Raw genomic sequence first — 17,249 nt, forward strand, 5'->3', positions numbered from 1 at the left:
TGAGTCTCGTTGTACTCACGATTTCTTGGGTGCTCCAAGCAACCATCAGCTATCGAGCTTGTGAGAAAATTGCCCGCACGCTAGGCACCATCCATTCTGGATTGTCTCACGCCCCTACGGCAAACACGATTCAGAACTGGACGCTGCGACGGGGGCTGCATGAATTAACGCGTCCCAAAGAACAGGCCGACGATTGGATTCTCCTGGTCGACCACACGATCCAATTGGGAAACGAGAAATGTCTTTTGATCGTTGGGATTCGCCTTGAACATTGGCTCAATCTCGATCGGCCTATCCGACTGAGCGATCTCTCGGCCATCCTGATCGAGATTGTCCAGACATCCAACGGCAAGATTGTTGCCGAGCAACTGAAGAAAGCTGCTGACCGAGTCGGTCAGGTCAAGGCCATCATTTCCGACCAAGGTTCCGACTTGGTCAACGGAATCGCTGGTTTTCAACAGGAAAGCGAGTCGACGATCGCATTGACCGACATGTGTCACCGAACTGCGACGGCACTCAAACATGTCCTGCAGAAAGACCCTCAATGGGATTCGTTTCTCGGGCACTGTGGAAAGACACAACCGAAAGCCAAACAGACTGAGCTGGGATCGTTGTTGCCTCCCAAACTCAAGGTCAAGGCACGCTTCATGAATCTGCACAGTCTGATCGGGTGGGCAGAGCGGATGTTGCGTCTGCTTGACACCCCCCATGAAGAACGTCAGCAACAAGATCGACTTGGTCGCCTGGAAGAGAAATTCGCTTGGGTGCTTGACTATCGTGAATCGATCGCAGTCTGGGCACGTCTGATGCGGATGGTCGACAAGACGTTAGAGCACTCACGAACAGTCGGTTTTAACGCAGACTCGGCTGCTTCCCTGGCTGAAAAACTTTCGTGTGATGTAGGCGATTGGCAGAGCCAAGCGTTTCGCGACGAGATCGTCTCGGCGATCGAAGAGAATTCAAGCATTCTTGCCCCCGGGGAGAGGTTGCCGGCGAGCAGCGAAATCCTTGAATCCTTGATCGGTAAGGGCAAGCAGATGGGTCGACAACATTCTCGCAGCGGTTTCACCCGCAACGTCTTATCAATGGCTGCCAGCGTCGCCGACGTCAGTGCGGAAGCCATTGAAACGAGCCTCGCCTCCGTTACCCACAAAACCCTATGCAATTGGGTGAAGGACAACCTCAGACAAACCATGACGATGTTCCGCCGCAGCGTACTACCGTCATCCCCAGGAACCGATACGGCCTAAATCTGCTATCCTTCTGAGTTGCAATTTTGCGCAGCCCAGGCGGAGCCTATTGCAAAACCCGTTCCCAGGCGGCGCCAGGGAACGAGGGCTTACGAGGGCATCAAACCGCGTCGACCGAGGGGACTTCGTAACCCGGGTTGTTCGCGTCCTTGACCAACACGTTGGCCTCGTCGGCCCGTTCGCCTTCGAAGCGTTCGGTGTCGGCGTTGAAGTTGAGCATCGGTCCGAGTTTGTATTTCGCGTCGCTGCCGGAAATTCCGACGCCTTGGGACATCACCTTGTGCAACCGCCCGAAGTGCTCGATCGCGTCTTCGTTGCCGCCAAAATCGCTGGCCGTTTCGCTGAACGGGACTTCCGCCCCCAAGCGGTAGGAGTTGTTCATGATGTGGCCGAGCACGCAACCGTAATGGGCATCCATCACGTTCCCGTTGGCCATCTCGGGATTGCCGGCGCGGACGGCGGCGATGAAGGCATTCCAATTGCCGCCCGGAGTCACGTCGCCCGGCTCGATCTTGAGCGGTTCAGCCTTGGAGGCCCCCGGACGCAGGATCTGGTAATTGCCTTCGCCGGTGATCACGCTGCCGTCTTCGAGGTAGTACTCGTTGAAGACCTGCCGTTGGTAGCCTTTGTAGTTGACGTTGCGAACGTTGAAGAAAACCATTTGCCCGTTCGGATACTCGGCCATCGCGAACATCGTGTTCGGGGTTTTGCCCTGATCGTCCCACTGAAAACGGCTTCCGATGGCCATGGTTCGCGTCGGGTGGGTTTGGTCGTCGTCAATCGCCCATCGCGCGACGTCCAATTGGTGCGTGCCCTGGTTGTTCAAATCTCCATTGCCGGTTTCCCAGAACCAGTGCCAGTCGTAAGGGACGTAGTTGGCGTGATACTGGTCGATCACCGCGGGGCCTTTCCAGTGTTCCCAATTCAGTTCGGCCGGCGGAGCACTGATCGGCTCGTGACCGATGCCGTTGCGTGGTTTGCAGCAATAACCGTAGGCGATTTTCAACCGCGGCAACTTGCCGGACTTCAAGGCTTCGTGCAGCCCCGCGACTCCCGCGTTGCTACGTCGCTGGGTGCCGTGCTGGATCACGACGCCATATTTCTTCTGAGCCGCGACGGCCACGCGACCTTCGGCGATATCGTGGCTCATCGGTTTTTCGACGTACACGTGTTTGCCGGCTTGGGCACCCCAGATTGTCATCAAGGAGTGCCAATGATTGGGCGTCGCAATCGAAATCGCATCGACCGTCGGATCATCCAGCGCCCGGCGGATGTCATCGATTCCCTGGGTCGTCATCTTGCCCTTCGCGCGTTTCTGGACGCCACTGATCCCTTTTGCCAGCGCCTTTTCCCACGGATCGGCGACGTAGGCCAGTTCCACGTTGGGCGCGCCCATCCAGCCACCGATGTGAGCTTGGCCGCGGCCATTGAGTCCTGCGACGGCGATGCGAACGCGGTCGTTAGCCCCGTCGATCGCTCCGCTGGCTTTGGTGCCGGTGATCAGAAAACTGCTGCCAGCTAAAAAACTGCCGCCGGCGACAGCCGACCCGGTTTTCTTCAAAAAGCTGCGGCGGGTACTGGGGTGGGGATTCGGGTTGCTCATGGCAAACAAGCCTTCTCGATCTCGGGAGGGAATGACTGGCAGGGGGGGACGGAGGCCGAAAGACGGCCGAACGACATATTAACAGCTTCCGAAGGGCCTTATGTGGGTTTTGGGGCACAAATTCGGAGGTAGACTGGGTAGATCGGCGACGATGCGTTGCGAATGCAGTTCAAATATCAACGTCGATAGGAACGTTTCCTCCACTGGGATCCCCGAGATGATTGGTATCGTCAAACGAACTTCGACGGCGGCTCATTCCACCGTCCTCCGCAGGCTTCCGGTCGGAATCGCGGTCGCCGGCATGTTGTCCATCCTGGTGGCCGGCAACGAGGCAAACGCGCAGTATTTCCGAGGCTTTCGCGGTCGCGGAGCGGTGATCGTCGGACCGCCGATTTTGCCCGCGCCGTACTACCAGGGAGGCTGGGCGACGGCCCCGGTTGTCGTCGGGCCGCCGAGCCGTGTCCGTGTGCAGACGCCTTTCTTCTCGCTCAATATCGGCCCCGGTTCGATCGTTCCGCCGCCTTATGCCGGTTATGTCGATCGGTACGAGTCGTACCGCCCCCGTTACGATTCACGTTACGATCCTGGTTATCGATCGCCGTATGAACGGGGTTACAGCGAGCCCCGATCGTCCGTCCCGGATTACCGGTCGCCGCCGCCATCCCAGTACCCACCAGTCGGGCCCGGTGCGAATCCGTCGTACGGCCAGTATCGACCGGGCAGCCGAGGCGGCGTTCCGGACCTGACGTCACCGGTCCAGTTTTCGCTGCCCGCACTGCGCGACGCCGCCGAAACCCTGTACCGCGCCCTGGCCGAGCGTCCCGACGACGGCGATGTGTGGTTGAAGTATTTGCAACCCGAACGCATCATCGCCGCGGTTGATTCTGGCCAGCTCTCCCCATCGATCAACGAATTGCACACCCGATTTCTCGGCGTGACGATGAACCCTGATCTGGTGGTGATGACTCGCATCGATGGATTCCAACGGACCTTGGACTTGTTGGGGACGTGGATCGAACTCGACCGAAACGCGCCCGCCGAGGCTGACAATCAGCCCGCCGAGGCTGACAATCAGCCAGCGGAAAAGAACGGTTTGTCACTGCCGGTACCGCCACCACCTGAACCAACCGAGGAAGAGTTGCCGGCACCAAACGGACAAATCGATCTTTAGACATGCCAGCCGATGACGCGCCATTGGTCCGGCTGTCGATCGCCTGTTTCATCCACTCGCTCGACGGCGGCGGTGCCGAACGTGTGATGGCAGGCTTGACGTCTCGTTTGACCCAGCGCGGGCATCGGGTCAGCTTGATCACCTTTGACGATGGATCCTCCGATCGACACGCGGTCACCGAGAGCGTCCATCGCGTGCCGCTCGCTCTGTCGAGCGATGCGAGGGGATTGTTGGCCAAATTCCATCAGGTTCGCGCGCGGCATCGCGCCATCGCCGACTTAGTGGACCGACTTTCCCCGGACGTCATCCTGTCCTTTTGTGATCGCACCAACGTCGACGTCTTGTTGGCGACTGATCCATCGGGACCGCCGGTGGTGGTTTGCGAACGCAGCGATCCGGCGCGTCAGTCACTCGGACCAATTTGGAATGCGGTGCGTCGACGCCAATACAAAACGGCGGCAACGGTCGTCGCGTTGACCGAAACCTCGGCACGCTACCTGCGACCGTTTTCCCGATCGGTTGCCGTGGTTCCCTCCGCCGTCGACCCGCCCCCGTTGACCTCTGACCGCGAACCGGCGTGCGCGCGAAAACAAATCGCCGGCGTCGGCAGACTGGAACCCGAAAAAGGATTCGATCGCCTGTTGATCGCCTTTGCCCAAGCCACGTCGGACGATCCGCAATGGCGTTTGGTGATCTACGGCGAAGGGTCACGGCGCGACGCGTTGCTCGCCCAGGCCCGATCCCTCGGCATCAGCGATCGATTCGAGTTACCCGGTTGGGTGCGCCCGCTTGCCGAACCACTCTCCCAGGCCACGCTGTTTTGTTTACCGAGCCGCTATGAAGGATTCCCGTCGGCCTTGTTGGAGGCGATGTCGCTGGGCATTCCCTCGTTGAGTGTCGATTGCGAAAGCGGACCGCGAGTGATCATCGACCACGGCCGTGACGGCTGGTTGGTGGAATCGTCGGTTGAAGGCCTTCGCCGCGGCATCGCGCAGCTCATCAACGACGCCCAGCAGCGTGAAGCACTCGGACAGGCGGGAACCCGAATCGTCGATCGATTCGGTTGGAACTCGATGGTCGATCGCTACGAACAGCTGCTGCGTGACGTCGTGCAGACGCACACGGTCCCCGGGTAGAGCGCGAAAGCGGCGTCAGGCACCGTTGGTGTCTAGCCTTCAGGCGATTCCCGGTCGCTGCGACGCAGCGACCTTAGGCGGCTACACGGACCGATGTACGACGTCCTTTCTAGTGCGTCGTCGGGAGTCCGACGGACGACGGCCCGGAAGGGCCATCGTACTCGAAAAACCGGTCGCTGCGATGCAGCGACAGTTGGCGGCTTAAGCCTGCACACACCAACGCTTGTGCCCGCGTCATTTGTGTCAGGCACCGTTGGTTTATGAATCGACCGAGGACTAGACCAAGATCTCGTCGACCACCCGCGCCGGTTTAACACCCGTTAGTTTTTGATCCAGTCCCTGGAAGGGGAACACCATCTTGCGGTGATCGATTCCCAACAGGTGCTGCATCGTCGCGTGGAAATCACGCAGGTGGACCGGCGATTCGGCGATCTGGTACCCCAGTTCATCCGTCGCGCCGTATGTCATGCCCGGACGGACACCACCGCCGGCCATCCACAGGGTGAAGGCGTTGGGATTGTGATCGCGACCGTGGAACCGAGTTGCTTGGCCGCCACGGTTTTCGGCCATCGAGGTTCGACCGAATTCACCGCTCCAGACCACCAACGTGTCTTCCAGCATGCCGCGGCGTTCCAGATCGTTCAACAGCGCGGTCATCGGACGATCGGTCTGCATGCACTTTTTCGACAAACCCTTCCCCAGCGATTCACCTTCGTTGGTTCCGTGGGAGTCCCACCCCCAATCAAACAACTGAATGTAGCGGACGCCACGTTCGGCCAGCCGCCGCGCCAATAAACAATTGTTGGCAAAGGATTCTTGACCGGGCTCGGTACCGTACTCCTCGTGCGTCTCTTTCGTCTCCTGACTGATGTCCATCGCGTCGGGCACGGACGTTTGCATCCGGAACGCCAGCTCATACTGCTTCATTCGCGTCAACGTTTCCGGGTCGCCGAAGGCTTCGTAGTTCATCTGGTTCAAACGGTCCAGCGTATCCAGCGCCAGGCGTCGCTCGTCGCGTGAGACGCCGGTCGGGTTGGAAACATTCAACACCGGATCGCCCTTGGACCGGCACTGAACCCCTTGATAGACCGACGGCAGGAAACCGCTGCTCCACAACGCTTTTCCCACGCGTGGTTGCCGTCCGCCGGACAGCAGCACGATGAATCCCGGCAGATCTTCGCTCTCCGATCCCAAGCCCCATGTCACCCAGGAACCGATCGACGGGTAACCGACGCGAGACTGGCCACACTGCACCATCAACTGTGCCGGTCCATGATTGAACTGGTCGGTCTGCATCGATTTGACGAAACAAACCTTGTCGACGACTTTGGAAAAATGTGGCAGCCGATCGGACACCCACGCGCCCGACTCACCATATTGTTGGAACGGGTAACGGGGCCCCAACATTTTTGGCGTGCCTTGAATGAAGGCGAATCGATTGCCTTCCAGGTATTCGGCGGGGCAGTCTTTTCCGTCGACCTCGTGCAACGCCGGTTTGTGGTCAAACAATTCCAATTGGCTGGGCGCCCCGATCATGTGCAAAAAGATCACGCGTTTGGCTTTCGCGGCAATCGTTCCCAAGCCGCCGGCGCTGGGGCTGGCCGACGCCGCACCGGCCTGGCTGGCCAACCACGCCGCGCCCAATCCGGCCGCGGATTGCTGTAGAAAGTGTCGTCGCGTTTCAAATTGCAGCCGGCGGGTGAACACTTCGCCGGCAAGTCGTTGTTCGATGCTACTCATTTCGTCAAAACCTCATCCAAGTTCAACAAGACGCTGGCGACCGCGGTCATCGCCGCCCGCTCGTCCGGTTCTTCGCCGTCATGCTGTTGTAAGATCGAATCATAAAGTTCTCGGATCGCAACCGATTCCGCTTGCTTGGCCTTTCGACAGGTCGCCAATCGGAAACCGTAACGAAGCTGTTGGTCGACGTCGTCGGCGGCCGCGATCATGCGATCGGCCAATGCCTGTGATGCTTCCACGAACGTCGCGTCGTTGAGCGTCATCAACGCCTGGGTCGGCGTGTTGGAAGGCAATCGCCGCATCGAGCAAAACTCGCGTGACGGCGCGTCGAACGATGCCATCATCGGATAGGGAATCGTTCGTTTCGTGTACGTGTAGATCGTTCGTCGATAGCGGTCCGGATTGTCGGGGTCGACCGTCGCCCATTTGTCACCACCTTGAAACGGTTTCCAAACGCCTTCGGGAAGCGGCGGATGAACCGGCGGTCCGAATGTTTTTTCGCTCAACAGGCCGGCGACGAACAGAGCTTGATCGCGAATCGTCTCGGCAGGCAAACGCCCCCGCGGGCCGCGGCTGAGCCAGCGGTTGGCCGGGTCGATTTCGTATCGTTCCGCGTCGACTTCCGCACTTTGACGATACGTCGAACTGAGCACCAATTCGCGCAACAACGTCTTCACGCTCCATCCCATCTCGGTGCGGAATCGGACGGCCAGATCATCCAGCAACCGCGGATGCGTCGGCGGTGCTCCGGCAATCCCGAAGTCCTCTTGGGTTTCCACGATGCCGGTGCCGAACAGTTGCGCCCAGAATCGGTTGACGGCGACGCGCGCCGTCAGCGGGTTCTCGGGGCTGGTCAGCCATTTTGCCATCTCCAGTCGCGTCAGCGAAGCGTCCGGCTCGACCGACGGCGTGGCCAAAAACGCTGGAATCGCCGGGACGACGGGATCGGTTTTTGTGGTCTGATTGCCGCGATCAAAGACCCGCGACGGTCGAGCAAACGGCTGGGGCCGTTCGACCAGAATCGGCGTGTTGATCGAACGGATCGACGACCGCTCGCGACGCAGCGCCGCGATCTGTTCGCGGGCCGCCACGCGTTCGGGATCCGTCAGCCACTCGGTGAACCCACCGGATTGGCTGACCGCAATCCTGCCGCGATGGGCGATCAGCGGAAACGCGCCCAATTCGACATCGTTGAACACGATCTCCACGTCCAGTCGGTCGCCCGGTTTGACTTGGGCCGGCGGATTGGCCAAGAAGGCGCCGGTGCGCGGGTGATGGATTCGTGAATAAGGCCCGAATCCATGGTTGGATTTGGGGTTCAAACTTTCGTTGGGCTGCAACAGCGGATCGGGTTCGTCGGAGATCACCTGTTCAAATTGAATCGCCGTTTCGGTCCCGTCTTGGGAAACCAGTTTGGCCGTCAGGTGGGTGACGATGAATCCCCATTCCGAATCGATCAGGGCCTGTTGCTCGTTCTTGGGGAAACCCGTGAACCGCAGCGCCGTGATCTGTTCGATCGACTCGTCGATCTGGCCGCTGATTTGAACCTTCGTTCTGGTTTGAACCGTTCCCGTCGTCTGGTACTCCGCGACCCCATCGACCGTTTTGGCGACGACGCGTGTCTGGTTGTTGGTGGACAGTTCCAGATCGGAAATCGGTTTCCAGAGGTCGTTGTCGGTGACCAGCTCGCGTGCGAGTTGCCACTCGGTCAACCACAACTGGTCGGCCTGTTCGTCCAACCGGAACGCTTTGTCGAATTGATCGTGATCCACGGGAACGGCCAGCGTCGGCAGATCGTTGCCCAGATCGCTGTCGGCGGTGTTGTTGAAGAACGCCAGGAACTGGTAGTACTCCTTGTGCTCGATCGGATCGTAAGGATGCGAGTGGCACTGGACACATCCGAACGAGACACCTTGCCAAGCTTGCCAAGTCGTGTTGACACGATCCATCACCGCTTCGGTGCGAAACGTCTCGTCATCCGTTCCGCCTTCTTCATTGGTCTGCGTCGTGCGGTGGCAAGCGGTCGCGAGCAAGTCCTCGAGCGTCCGATCGGGCAACAGATCCCCGGCCAATTGGCGGACGGTGAATTGGTCATACGGCATGTCTTCGTTGAACGCGCGGATCACCCAGTCGCGGAATTGCCAGATCGTGCGGCGGCCATCCAACCCCAGACCTCGCGAATCGGCATAGCGAATGACGTCCAGCCAAACGCTGGCCCAACGTTCGCCGAAGGCGGGTGAGCCGAGAAGATCGTCGGCGGCGCCCCGGTAAGCAGCTTCGCCGTCACGGCGGACGTCTGCCAAGAAGGCGTCGACTTGTTCGGGCGTCGGCGGCAACCCCGTCAAATCCAGTGAAGCCCTCCGCAACCATTCTTCCGGCTTCGCATCGGTTTGTGGCGCGAGCCCTTGCTGTTGCATCTTTTCGAGCACAAACGGATCGATCCGCGTTCGCGACCACGCATCGGATTCGGTCGAGCGGGTTTCGGCAGGCTGGGCTTCGGCAAGTTCGGGCTGGGTGAACGCCCAGTGTTTTCCCCACTCGCCGCCACCGTCGATCCAACGTTTCAAAATGTCGATTTCAGCCTCGTTGAGCGAGCGGCCGTGATCGCTCGGCGGCATGTGCTCTTCCTCCTCGGCAGGAAGCAACACGCGTTCCATCAAGTACGAGTCTTCGGAACTGCCCGGATCGATCACCGCGAGCACGCTGTCGGCATAGACAAAACTCAATCCACCGGCCTGCTTGACTCCGCCGTGGCAGGCAACACAGTGCTGGTTGAAGATCGGCCGCACGTCCCGATTGAAATCCACCGGTGGCGACGTGGCATTGTCATCGGCGGGCACACGCCCCCCCAGAAAGGAAACAAGCCCAATCCCGATACCTGCAATGAATGTGAGTAAACGAATCACGTCGCTCCGCCAAATGTGAACTTCAATAGAACCGATCGGTCAGTTTAACCGAACTGAGAAATTTGATCGAGCCGCACAGGCGATCAGGCTCGACCATACACCGTTTCAACGGCTTTGGCTTCGGTACCATCCGGGACGACGTTGTAGGCCGTGATCGTCAGTTCCTCTGGGCCGGTTTTTTGGTACCGCGTTTTCCAGCCCCATCGGGGTGCATGCTTGGCGACATCATACTCGCCGACCACCTCAAATCCGCTCTCGTTTGCCTGGCCCTGGGAGAACAGGATCGCATCACTCATGTGAAAACTGTCGATCCAGGCAACTTGAAATTGCTCCGAGACACCGTTTTGCGAGATCAATTCTTCGCCGCGCCGAGGCTTTCCTTGCATCGCGCCTTCGTAGGTGTGTCTGGCGAACGCGCCTCCGAAGAGCAACCGGATTTCGCCCCGGACCTCGGACTCGTCGGCCAGTTCGTCGGGCTCGAACCACGTCCGACAGGTGCCTTTCCAGTTTCCCGAAAGCCACTCAAATAACTCCGCTTTGTTGATGTCGCTCATGGATTCACCCGATCAGGTCGCCGATCACGGTCCCGTCGCGATTGACTTGAACGGGACGCCCGTCGGCGGTGTTTAATTCCAAATCACCATCGATTCCGATCAGATGATAGAGCGTGCGGACCAAATCGGCAGGGCTGATCGGTCGCTCGGCCGGTCGTTCGCCGTGCGCGTCACTTTTGCCGATCACTTGACCGCCGACGATGCCGCCGCCGGCCAGGGCGACGCTGAACGCACCGGGCCAGTGATCGCGCCCTCCACGCGGGTTCAATTTGGGAGTCCGACCGAATTCTCCCATCAGGATCACCAGGGTGGAATCGAGCAGCCCACGCTCGGAGAGATCATTCAGCAGCGCCGAATAGGCCTGATCCAGCTTCGGAATTTTGCCCGCCGTCCCGCCGGTAAAGCCCTCTTTCAATCGCAGATAAATGTCTTCGTGTGTGTCCCAACCGCGGTCGGTCACGGTCACAAATTTCGCGCCCGCTTCGACCAGTCGCCTGGCCATCAGGCATCCGTGTCCGATCAGGTGCCGCCCGTAACGGTTTCGATCGCGTTGTGATTCTTGTTGTAAATCAAATGCCGCCCGCGCCTGGGGCGATTGCACCAGTCGAAACGCCTGGTCGAAGGCCGAATCGGATTGCGCCGACTCAGATCGGGCCGAATCGGCCAGACGTGTTTCGGTCTGCCGCGTGAGTTCATCGACGGCGTTTCGAAACCGACGGCGACGTGTCAAACGATCGGGGGTCATGCCGACCGGCAACTCCAAATCCTGGACACGAAACTCCGGCCTGGACGGGTCGCCTTGGACGATGAAGGGCATCGTCGACTCGGGCAGGTAACCGCTGCCGATCATCCCATTGGGTTTCGCGATGGCGATGTTGGTGGGAATCGCCGTCTGGGACTGGGAAAGGTGTTTTTGAACCGCTGGCATGCTCGGATACGTCAACGCCCGATTCAGTTTGTATCCGGTCAACAAATAATGACTGGCGAAATTGTGTTCGCCCAACGGCGACGTCATCGATCGCACCAGCGCGACCTTGTCCATCATCGCCGCCGTTTGTGGCAATTGTTCACAGACCTCGATGCCGCGGACGTTGGTCGGGATCGGTGAAAACGGACCGCGGATCTCCGCCGGTGCGTCGGGTTTCAAATCGAACAGGTCCAAATGACTGGGGCCGCCGTCCAACCAAATCAGAATGCACGACTGGGCGGTGGCCGAATCATCGATCTGCTCCGTCGCGTTTGATTCGGCACGCACCTGCCGAGCCATCAGCCAGTCGCTGACACCGATCCCCAGCGCCGACAAACCGCCGACGTGCAGCAGTTCGCGGCGGTGAACCCCATCACAGCGTCGATCGGGATGACGATTTTTCATGGGTTTTGTCGCTCGCAAGTCAGCGTGTGGTTGGTCAGCTAGTGGTTGGTCAGGAAAGTTTCACTGGTCAGCAAGCCCCAGAACGCATCGGCGAAGAACATCTGGCGCGTCTGCCGATCACGCCATCGCCCGCCCGATTCGGTTGCCAAGTCGAATTGCTCCGCCCAGTAGCGACGTTCCGAATCGTTGAGCGGACGCGACAAGGTTTGCTTGTAGAGCGTCTCCATCAGTGTGAAGTCGTCCGGGTACGTCTGCAACCATTTTGTCAATCGGCCCTGCCGATCATCCAGCCGCCGGTTCAACAGGTCGCCGTTGAGAAAATGAAGGACCTTGGCGAGCGAACCGGAACTCAGCGCCGGCGTTTCGCAGGCCGCTTCGCGGTCGCAGCGACCGAGAATGTCCAGCGTTTCCGAATCCATTCGGTTGTCGGTCAGCCGGATGGCATCGCGTTGATCGTCTGCACCGTACACGATGTCGACGCCGGTGACGTCCGCGATCGCCCCGGCAACCACCTCGGCTTCCAATCCGCGGGGAAGAAAGTGCGAGTAGTACACCGAGTCGGATTGATTGGCCGGGCGTGTTTGCGACGTGCGGCCATAGGCGTCGCTGTTGCAGACCAGACGGATGATCGGGCGGAAACGAAACCCTCCTGCGATAAACTCGTCTGCCAGCGCGTCGAGCAACTCGGGATGGCTGGCGGGATTGGTCGCGCGGATGTCATCGACCGGATCGATCAAACCGCGTCCCATCAATTGAGCCCAGATTCGATTGACCGCGGCGCGGGCGAAGTACGGATTGGAGGGCGCGGTGACCCAGCGGGCAAATTCCATCCGACCGTCATCGTCGGCCGACAGATCGCGTGTCCCGGGGATCCGAGCAAGCGCGGGTTGCCCGGTCACCGGATGAGTCACCTCGCCACGCGTCGACGTGCTGACGACACGGCCGCGTTTCAGTTTGGCAAAGATCGCCGCCAGCCCGTGATAGTCGTCTTGGGTCCAGTGATCCAGCGGATGATCGTGGCAATTGGCACAGCGCAAGCGAACCCCCATGAACACGCGGGTCGCCAATTCAGCCAGCCCATCAGGACCGTTCCCCGATCGCAGAAAGTTGACGCTGCCGTCGACGTAACCATCCCCGCTGGCCGTCAACATCGCCAGCGCGGATGCGTTCCAAGGGCTGTCTTGGCGAAACGATTCGGTCAACCAACCGTGATACGCCTGACTGCCTTCGGGCTGCAGCGACTTGCTATCGATGCCCAACAGATTGGCCCACTTCAGCGCCCAATAGGCCGCAAATTGATCGGTCTTCAACAAGCGGTCGATCAACCGTCGCCGCTTGTCGTCGGATCGGTCCGCGACAAACGCATCCAACCGATCCGGCGAGGGAAGATGTCCGGTCAGGTCCAGCCAAACCCGCCGCGCGAATTCATGATCGTCGGCCCGGGGCGAGGCGGGAATCCGTAACTGTCGCAGCTTGCCATCGATCCATCGGTCCACCACGGAACCCGGACGGCCGTCACGGGTCGATGGATCAAGTTGCTGCGTCCCCAGCGGGATGCCCAACCGAATCGCCTGGACCCGATCCAGATACCGCGCGATGACGACGTGTTCGCCGCGACGATGGACCGTCAGACGATTTGAATCGCGGTCGATCGATACCGATTCGGAATCGTCCGAGGTGAGCGACGTGACGTCGGTCACATCCTGCGTTGATCCATCATCGAACCGGGCAACGACCGACACCGCGACCGAGTCGTCGGTTTTTTTCAGCAAGACGTTGGTCGGCGTCACAGCGAGATCCGTCAGTTGTCGCCGCTGCAGACGTTTGCCGCCTTGGGCAATCCATCGTTCCAGGATCGCGTAGGCGGGTGACGCATCGTCAAACCGTTCCCCGCCGCCATGCTCCATCGTTTCGGTGGCTTTGCGCAACAACAGACTTTGCGTTGGTCGGTCCAAATTAACCCGACGACCTTCCAATTCCTGCACGATGGCGATCTGGTCGTCGACCGGTCGGGAACCGAACAGAGACAGCTTGAACCCGCGGCGTCCGATCGCGGCGCCGTGGCAGGCCCCGGCGTTGCAACCGAACCGCGTCAGGATGGGAACGACTTGGGTCTCAAAATCAATCGCCTCGGTCGGCCCGTTCCCCCGCGCCCGCTCCCCCACACCGCCGGCGCAGAGCACCACCGCGATCATCGAAAACCGAAACAAGCGTCGGATGGTCAACACGAAGGAGCTGCCTCGCGAATGGGTTGGTCAGTCGTCAGTCGTCAGTCGTCAGTCGTCAGTCGTCAGTCGTCAGTCGTCAGATTTGAAACTTGAAACTTGAAACTTGAAACTTGAAACTTGAAACTTGAAACTTGAAACTTGAAACTTGAAACTTGAAACTTGAAACTTGAGATTTCAGAAACTCGACTCTTTCCCTCATTTCCTGCCGGCGTTCGGGCGTCTGCGCATGTTCATGGCTCGTCCGGGATAGGCCGCTTTTTGCAGTTCTTCCGCGGTGGGAGGCGTCTTTCCGAGTGCTTTGGCGAACTCGCCTGCGATCTTCACGCCGTCGGTCATCGAGGGTTGGATCAGCGCAAAATTCGCCAGCACTTTGTTGTCATTGGCAATCAAAACGGTCAGCTCGACGTTGCGATTGAGCCCGTAGGCGCCGGGCCCTTCGGCGCCGTCGATCGAGATTCCGACGGGGACTTTTAAATTCAACGACGGCCGCGCCCGAGTCAGGTAGGCTTCCGCTTCGGCCTTGTCGTCGTTGAGCCAAACGATGGCGGAGTAGGACGGCGGCTCTTTGAGCGTTTGGGCATAGTTGGTCAAACCACGGGCCAACCCCAGTCCGGGACGGGTCAGTTTGTGGACGAACACCAGCAACGTGGGTTTGCCTTCGGCGTCGGCGATCGCGTCGAATTCCTGGCCGGCGACGTCATCGTAAACGCCCCGCAACTTCAGCGGCGTCAGTTTCTCCCCAGGTTGTGGCCCGGAGAACACCGGATCGTCGCCGCGCGACAACGGAGCCGAGGAGACGCCGATGAAACCGACCGTCCACAGCGCCACAAGGACCAGCCCGGCCGACCTGAAGCGACGTTTCTCAATCACAGACTGCATCACAGACATGGCGTTTTCTCAACCAGAAGGGGGATCGGAAGAGTTCCGTTATACCCCAACCCCGCGGCATTGGCGACTTGAAACGTCAATCCGCCTCGATCGATTGACGATAGCTCTTGGGCGCCACACCGACTTGGGATTTGAATTGGCGATAAAACGTCGACAGGTCATTGAAACCGCATTCGAACGCCACCGATGCGATCGACAGATTGGTTTGCGCCAACTGGTGCTTGGCGTGGTTGATGGCAAGCCGACGGACATGGGTCAACCAAGTGGATCCGGTGACCTCCTGAAACAGCTTGGTGAACGCGCGGCGGGAGAGCCCGAGCGACGCTGCGGCGGCGTCGATCGTCGACGCCTCATAGAACTCCGTCGCCAGTCGCGCCACATAATCTTCGACGAGCTCGCGGTCGTTGCTGCGGCGGCCCCGCGAAACATCCGCCTCCGCGGAGGAGCCCCCCAGCTGCATCACCCATTCGACGATTCGCAGCGCCGAGGCGACCATCGAGACCGGTCGCGTCGCATCACCGCTGACCTGGTGATGCCGCATCCGACGAAGCTGTGTTGCCACCCGATTGGAAAAATGCGGATTTCCGGCGACCAAGCCGCAGCGGAGCCGGTCGATGAGCCCGCCGTCGAACGCGAACAGCGACGGATCGATGCAACAAACATACAAACTGCTGGCGGCATCCGGTGCATCGGTGATCCGGTTGGCCGTCAGCGGAGGTACGATCACCAAGTCCCCTGATTCAAAATGATACACACGATCCTGGAACTCCAGCACACCGCGGCCACGCAACACGTAGACCAGTTTCAGAAACCGGTGCTCGCGCCATTCCATCGTGAATTGCGGTGAATGGTGACTTTCCAGCACCAGCACGCCCCACTCCGGAAGATTCTCTTGCAGTGCTCGGTCGGTCAGTCTTTGTTTTGGCATTCCCAGGTTCTCATCGGCATCGGTCGCACCGGCATGCAAACGTCCCGCGACAGCACGCGTGCCCGATCTGCCAAACGCGGCGTAACCGATTTTCCAAGACAGCTTTAAAAGAATCGTCTATTCTCTGCCAATCTGAATTCATATTTGCCCGAAACGCAACTGGCCAAGACCATGAACCAAGTGGAATCGATTGACCCGATCAAGATGTTGAAACCCCGGCGAAAAATCACCGGTGTTTCGGCGATTCTGTTGCCGCTGTTGAGCGACCTTGCGGTGGACTGGAAAGGTTTTGACGATCATGTCGCACGGACGTTCGACGCCGGACTGGCACCGGCCATCAACATGGACACCGGCTACGGAAATCTGATCGACGATGCGACGCGCCAACAGGCGTTGGAGCGGACGCAGGCGATCGCGGGGGGCCGCGATTATGTCGCCGGAGCCTTCGTCGCCGACCAACCCGGGGCCGCCTTCGATGCCGACGCCTACCGAGTCGGGGTCGACCAAATCCAGTCGCTCGGCGGAACCCCGATTTTTTTCCAGTCCTATGGGCTGCCCCAGGGCAGTGACGATCAGATCGTTTCCAACTACGAAACACTGGCCTCGGCCTGCGACTCGTTTTACGCGTTTGAATTGGCAACCGTGTTCGCCCCCTTTGGCTGCATCTATTCACTGGACGTCTACGAGCGTCTGATGCAAATCCAAAACTGCGTCGGTGCCAAACACTCATCACTCGATCGGGTCATGGAGTGGCAACGGTTGCAGTTGCGGGACAAGATCCGCCCGGAATTCAAGGTCATGACCGGCAACGACCTGGCGATCGACATGGTGATGTACGGAAGCGACTATCTGTTGGGGCTCAGTACGTTTGCGCCCGATGCCTTTGCCGCCCGCGACGCGATGTGGGAAAACGGTGACGAAGCGTTCTACGAACTGAACGATTTGCTCCAATACCTCGGCGCGTTCGCCTTCCGCCCCCCGGTACCCGCCTACAAGCACGACGCGGCGATGTTCTTGAAGCTGCGTGAGCAAATCCGAACCGATCAAACCTACCCCGGCTCCCCGGCTCGCCCGGACAGCGACCGCGAAGTGCTCGGCCACATCGCCCGCGACCTGGAAACGATCCTGGATCGCGCCGGAAAGTCACTTGAAACGACCGCCTAACCGCACCAGCGATCCGGATGAACCATCCATCCCAGCACGTGGCGTTAGCCAGTGGCGCGTGACGGTCGCCAAACTTGCACACGCCGCTCGCGTACCGGCCAGATGATTGAATCGGGATCTGCTGAGTCCATGGTGAGCCGCTGGCCGTCAGGCCTCGGGCGGGCGTCCCAATGCCCGGCCGCTTACGCGTCACGGCTCACTCAATCAACCGACCGCTTACGCGTCCCGCTGGCATCGACACGGGGCGTACAACTGAGCATCAAACCGCTCAGCCGCCATTCATCTCTCTTCACCTCTTTGCAAACCACT

At 59.7% G+C, this 17,249-nt stretch carries 12 protein-coding genes; 4 read left to right on the forward strand and 8 right to left on the reverse strand.

All coding sequences use genetic code 11. From position 1 onward, the window contains the following. The first annotated feature begins 29 nt into the window (after window positions 1–29). Entirely contained in the window at window positions 30–1,250 is a 1,221-nt protein-coding gene (locus tag Enr13x_RS22295; protein ID WP_145384426.1) for a hypothetical protein, read from the forward strand. A gap of 100 nt (window positions 1,251–1,350) precedes the next feature. Here the strand turns inward: Enr13x_RS22295 and Enr13x_RS22300 are convergent, their stop codons facing one another. Next, window positions 1,351–2,853, reverse strand: coding sequence for a Gfo/Idh/MocA family protein (locus Enr13x_RS22300; protein ID WP_145389087.1), 1,503 nt, complete (start codon window positions 2,851–2,853; stop codon window positions 1,351–1,353). A gap of 217 nt (window positions 2,854–3,070) precedes the next feature. On the opposite strand from Enr13x_RS22300, the gene Enr13x_RS22305 reads away from it, so the two are divergent. Together Enr13x_RS22305 and Enr13x_RS22310 are read left to right on the forward strand one after the other, a co-directional pair. Continuing rightward, window positions 3,071–4,024, forward strand: coding sequence for a hypothetical protein (locus Enr13x_RS22305; RefSeq protein WP_145389088.1), 954 nt, complete (start codon window positions 3,071–3,073; stop codon window positions 4,022–4,024). Window positions 4,025–4,026: 2 nt separating this feature from the next. After that, window positions 4,027–5,160, forward strand: a complete 1,134-nt coding sequence (locus Enr13x_RS22310; protein ID WP_145389089.1) for a glycosyltransferase — start codon at window positions 4,027–4,029, stop codon at window positions 5,158–5,160. Window positions 5,161–5,436: 276 nt separating this feature from the next. Here Enr13x_RS22310 and Enr13x_RS22315 read toward each other — a convergent pair whose 3' ends face one another. From Enr13x_RS22315 to Enr13x_RS22345, 7 genes are all read right to left on the reverse strand, one after another. Continuing rightward, the gene (locus tag Enr13x_RS22315) at window positions 5,437–6,900 is read right to left on the reverse strand and encodes a DUF1501 domain-containing protein (protein ID WP_145389090.1); all 1,464 of its coding nucleotides are present in this window, start codon (window positions 6,898–6,900) and stop codon (window positions 5,437–5,439) included. Beyond that, window positions 6,897–9,806 carry a PSD1 and planctomycete cytochrome C domain-containing protein gene (locus Enr13x_RS22320; RefSeq protein WP_231743706.1) on the reverse strand — a complete coding sequence of 970 codons (2,910 nt, stop codon included), beginning with the start codon at window positions 9,804–9,806 and terminating at the stop codon, window positions 6,897–6,899. The genes Enr13x_RS22315 and Enr13x_RS22320 overlap by 4 nt, the downstream gene beginning before the upstream one ends. Window positions 9,807–9,889: 83 nt before the next feature. Continuing rightward, window positions 9,890–10,360: a DUF1579 family protein gene (locus tag Enr13x_RS22325; RefSeq protein ID WP_145389092.1), complete on the reverse strand. Its 471-nt coding sequence runs from the start codon at window positions 10,358–10,360 to the stop codon at window positions 9,890–9,892. 4 nt (window positions 10,361–10,364) lie between these two features. Then, entirely contained in the window at window positions 10,365–11,732 is a 1,368-nt protein-coding gene (locus tag Enr13x_RS22330) for a DUF1501 domain-containing protein (protein WP_145389093.1), read from the reverse strand. Between the two features lie 38 nt (window positions 11,733–11,770). After that, the gene (locus Enr13x_RS22335; protein ID WP_145389094.1) at window positions 11,771–13,960 is read right to left on the reverse strand and encodes a DUF1549 domain-containing protein; all 2,190 of its coding nucleotides are present in this window, start codon (window positions 13,958–13,960) and stop codon (window positions 11,771–11,773) included. A 195-nt stretch (window positions 13,961–14,155) separates the two neighbouring features. Further along, a complete protein-coding gene (locus tag Enr13x_RS22340; protein ID WP_145389095.1) occupies window positions 14,156–14,848 on the reverse strand; it encodes a hypothetical protein in 693 nt (230 codons plus the stop codon). Window positions 14,849–14,924: 76 nt separating this feature from the next. Further along, the gene (locus Enr13x_RS22345; RefSeq protein WP_145389096.1) at window positions 14,925–15,776 is read right to left on the reverse strand and encodes a helix-turn-helix domain-containing protein; all 852 of its coding nucleotides are present in this window, start codon (window positions 15,774–15,776) and stop codon (window positions 14,925–14,927) included. Between the two features lie 171 nt (window positions 15,777–15,947). On the opposite strand from Enr13x_RS22345, the gene Enr13x_RS22350 reads away from it, so the two are divergent. Next, window positions 15,948–16,940, forward strand: coding sequence for a dihydrodipicolinate synthase family protein (locus tag Enr13x_RS22350; protein ID WP_145389097.1), 993 nt, complete (start codon window positions 15,948–15,950; stop codon window positions 16,938–16,940). Window positions 16,941–17,249: the final 309 nt, after the last annotated feature.

It is taken from the genome of Stieleria neptunia, assembly GCF_007754155.1.
Lineage (GTDB): Bacteria > Planctomycetota > Planctomycetia > Pirellulales > Pirellulaceae > Stieleria > Stieleria neptunia.

Bases quoted from the DNA above. Each gene is read 5' to 3' on its own strand.
- Enr13x_RS22300 (WP_145389087.1), bottom strand. From the start codon at position 2,853: ATGAGCAACCCGAATCCCCACCCCAGTACCCGCCGCAGCTTTTTGAAG.
- Enr13x_RS22305 (WP_145389088.1), top strand. From the start codon at position 3,071: ATGATTGGTATCGTCAAACGAACTTCGACGGCGGCTCATTCCACCGTC.
- Enr13x_RS22310 (WP_145389089.1), top strand. From the start codon at position 4,027: ATGCCAGCCGATGACGCGCCATTGGTCCGGCTGTCGATCGCCTGTTTC.
- Enr13x_RS22315 (WP_145389090.1), bottom strand. From the start codon at position 6,900: ATGAGTAGCATCGAACAACGACTTGCCGGCGAAGTGTTCACCCGCCGG.
- Enr13x_RS22325 (WP_145389092.1), bottom strand. From the start codon at position 10,360: ATGAGCGACATCAACAAAGCGGAGTTATTTGAGTGGCTTTCGGGAAAC.
- Enr13x_RS22330 (WP_145389093.1), bottom strand. From the start codon at position 11,732: ATGAAAAATCGTCATCCCGATCGACGCTGTGATGGGGTTCACCGCCGC.
- Enr13x_RS22340 (WP_145389095.1), bottom strand. From the start codon at position 14,848: ATGTCTGTGATGCAGTCTGTGATTGAGAAACGTCGCTTCAGGTCGGCC.
- Enr13x_RS22345 (WP_145389096.1), bottom strand. From the start codon at position 15,776: ATGCCAAAACAAAGACTGACCGACCGAGCACTGCAAGAGAATCTTCCG.
- Enr13x_RS22350 (WP_145389097.1), top strand. From the start codon at position 15,948: ATGAACCAAGTGGAATCGATTGACCCGATCAAGATGTTGAAACCCCGG.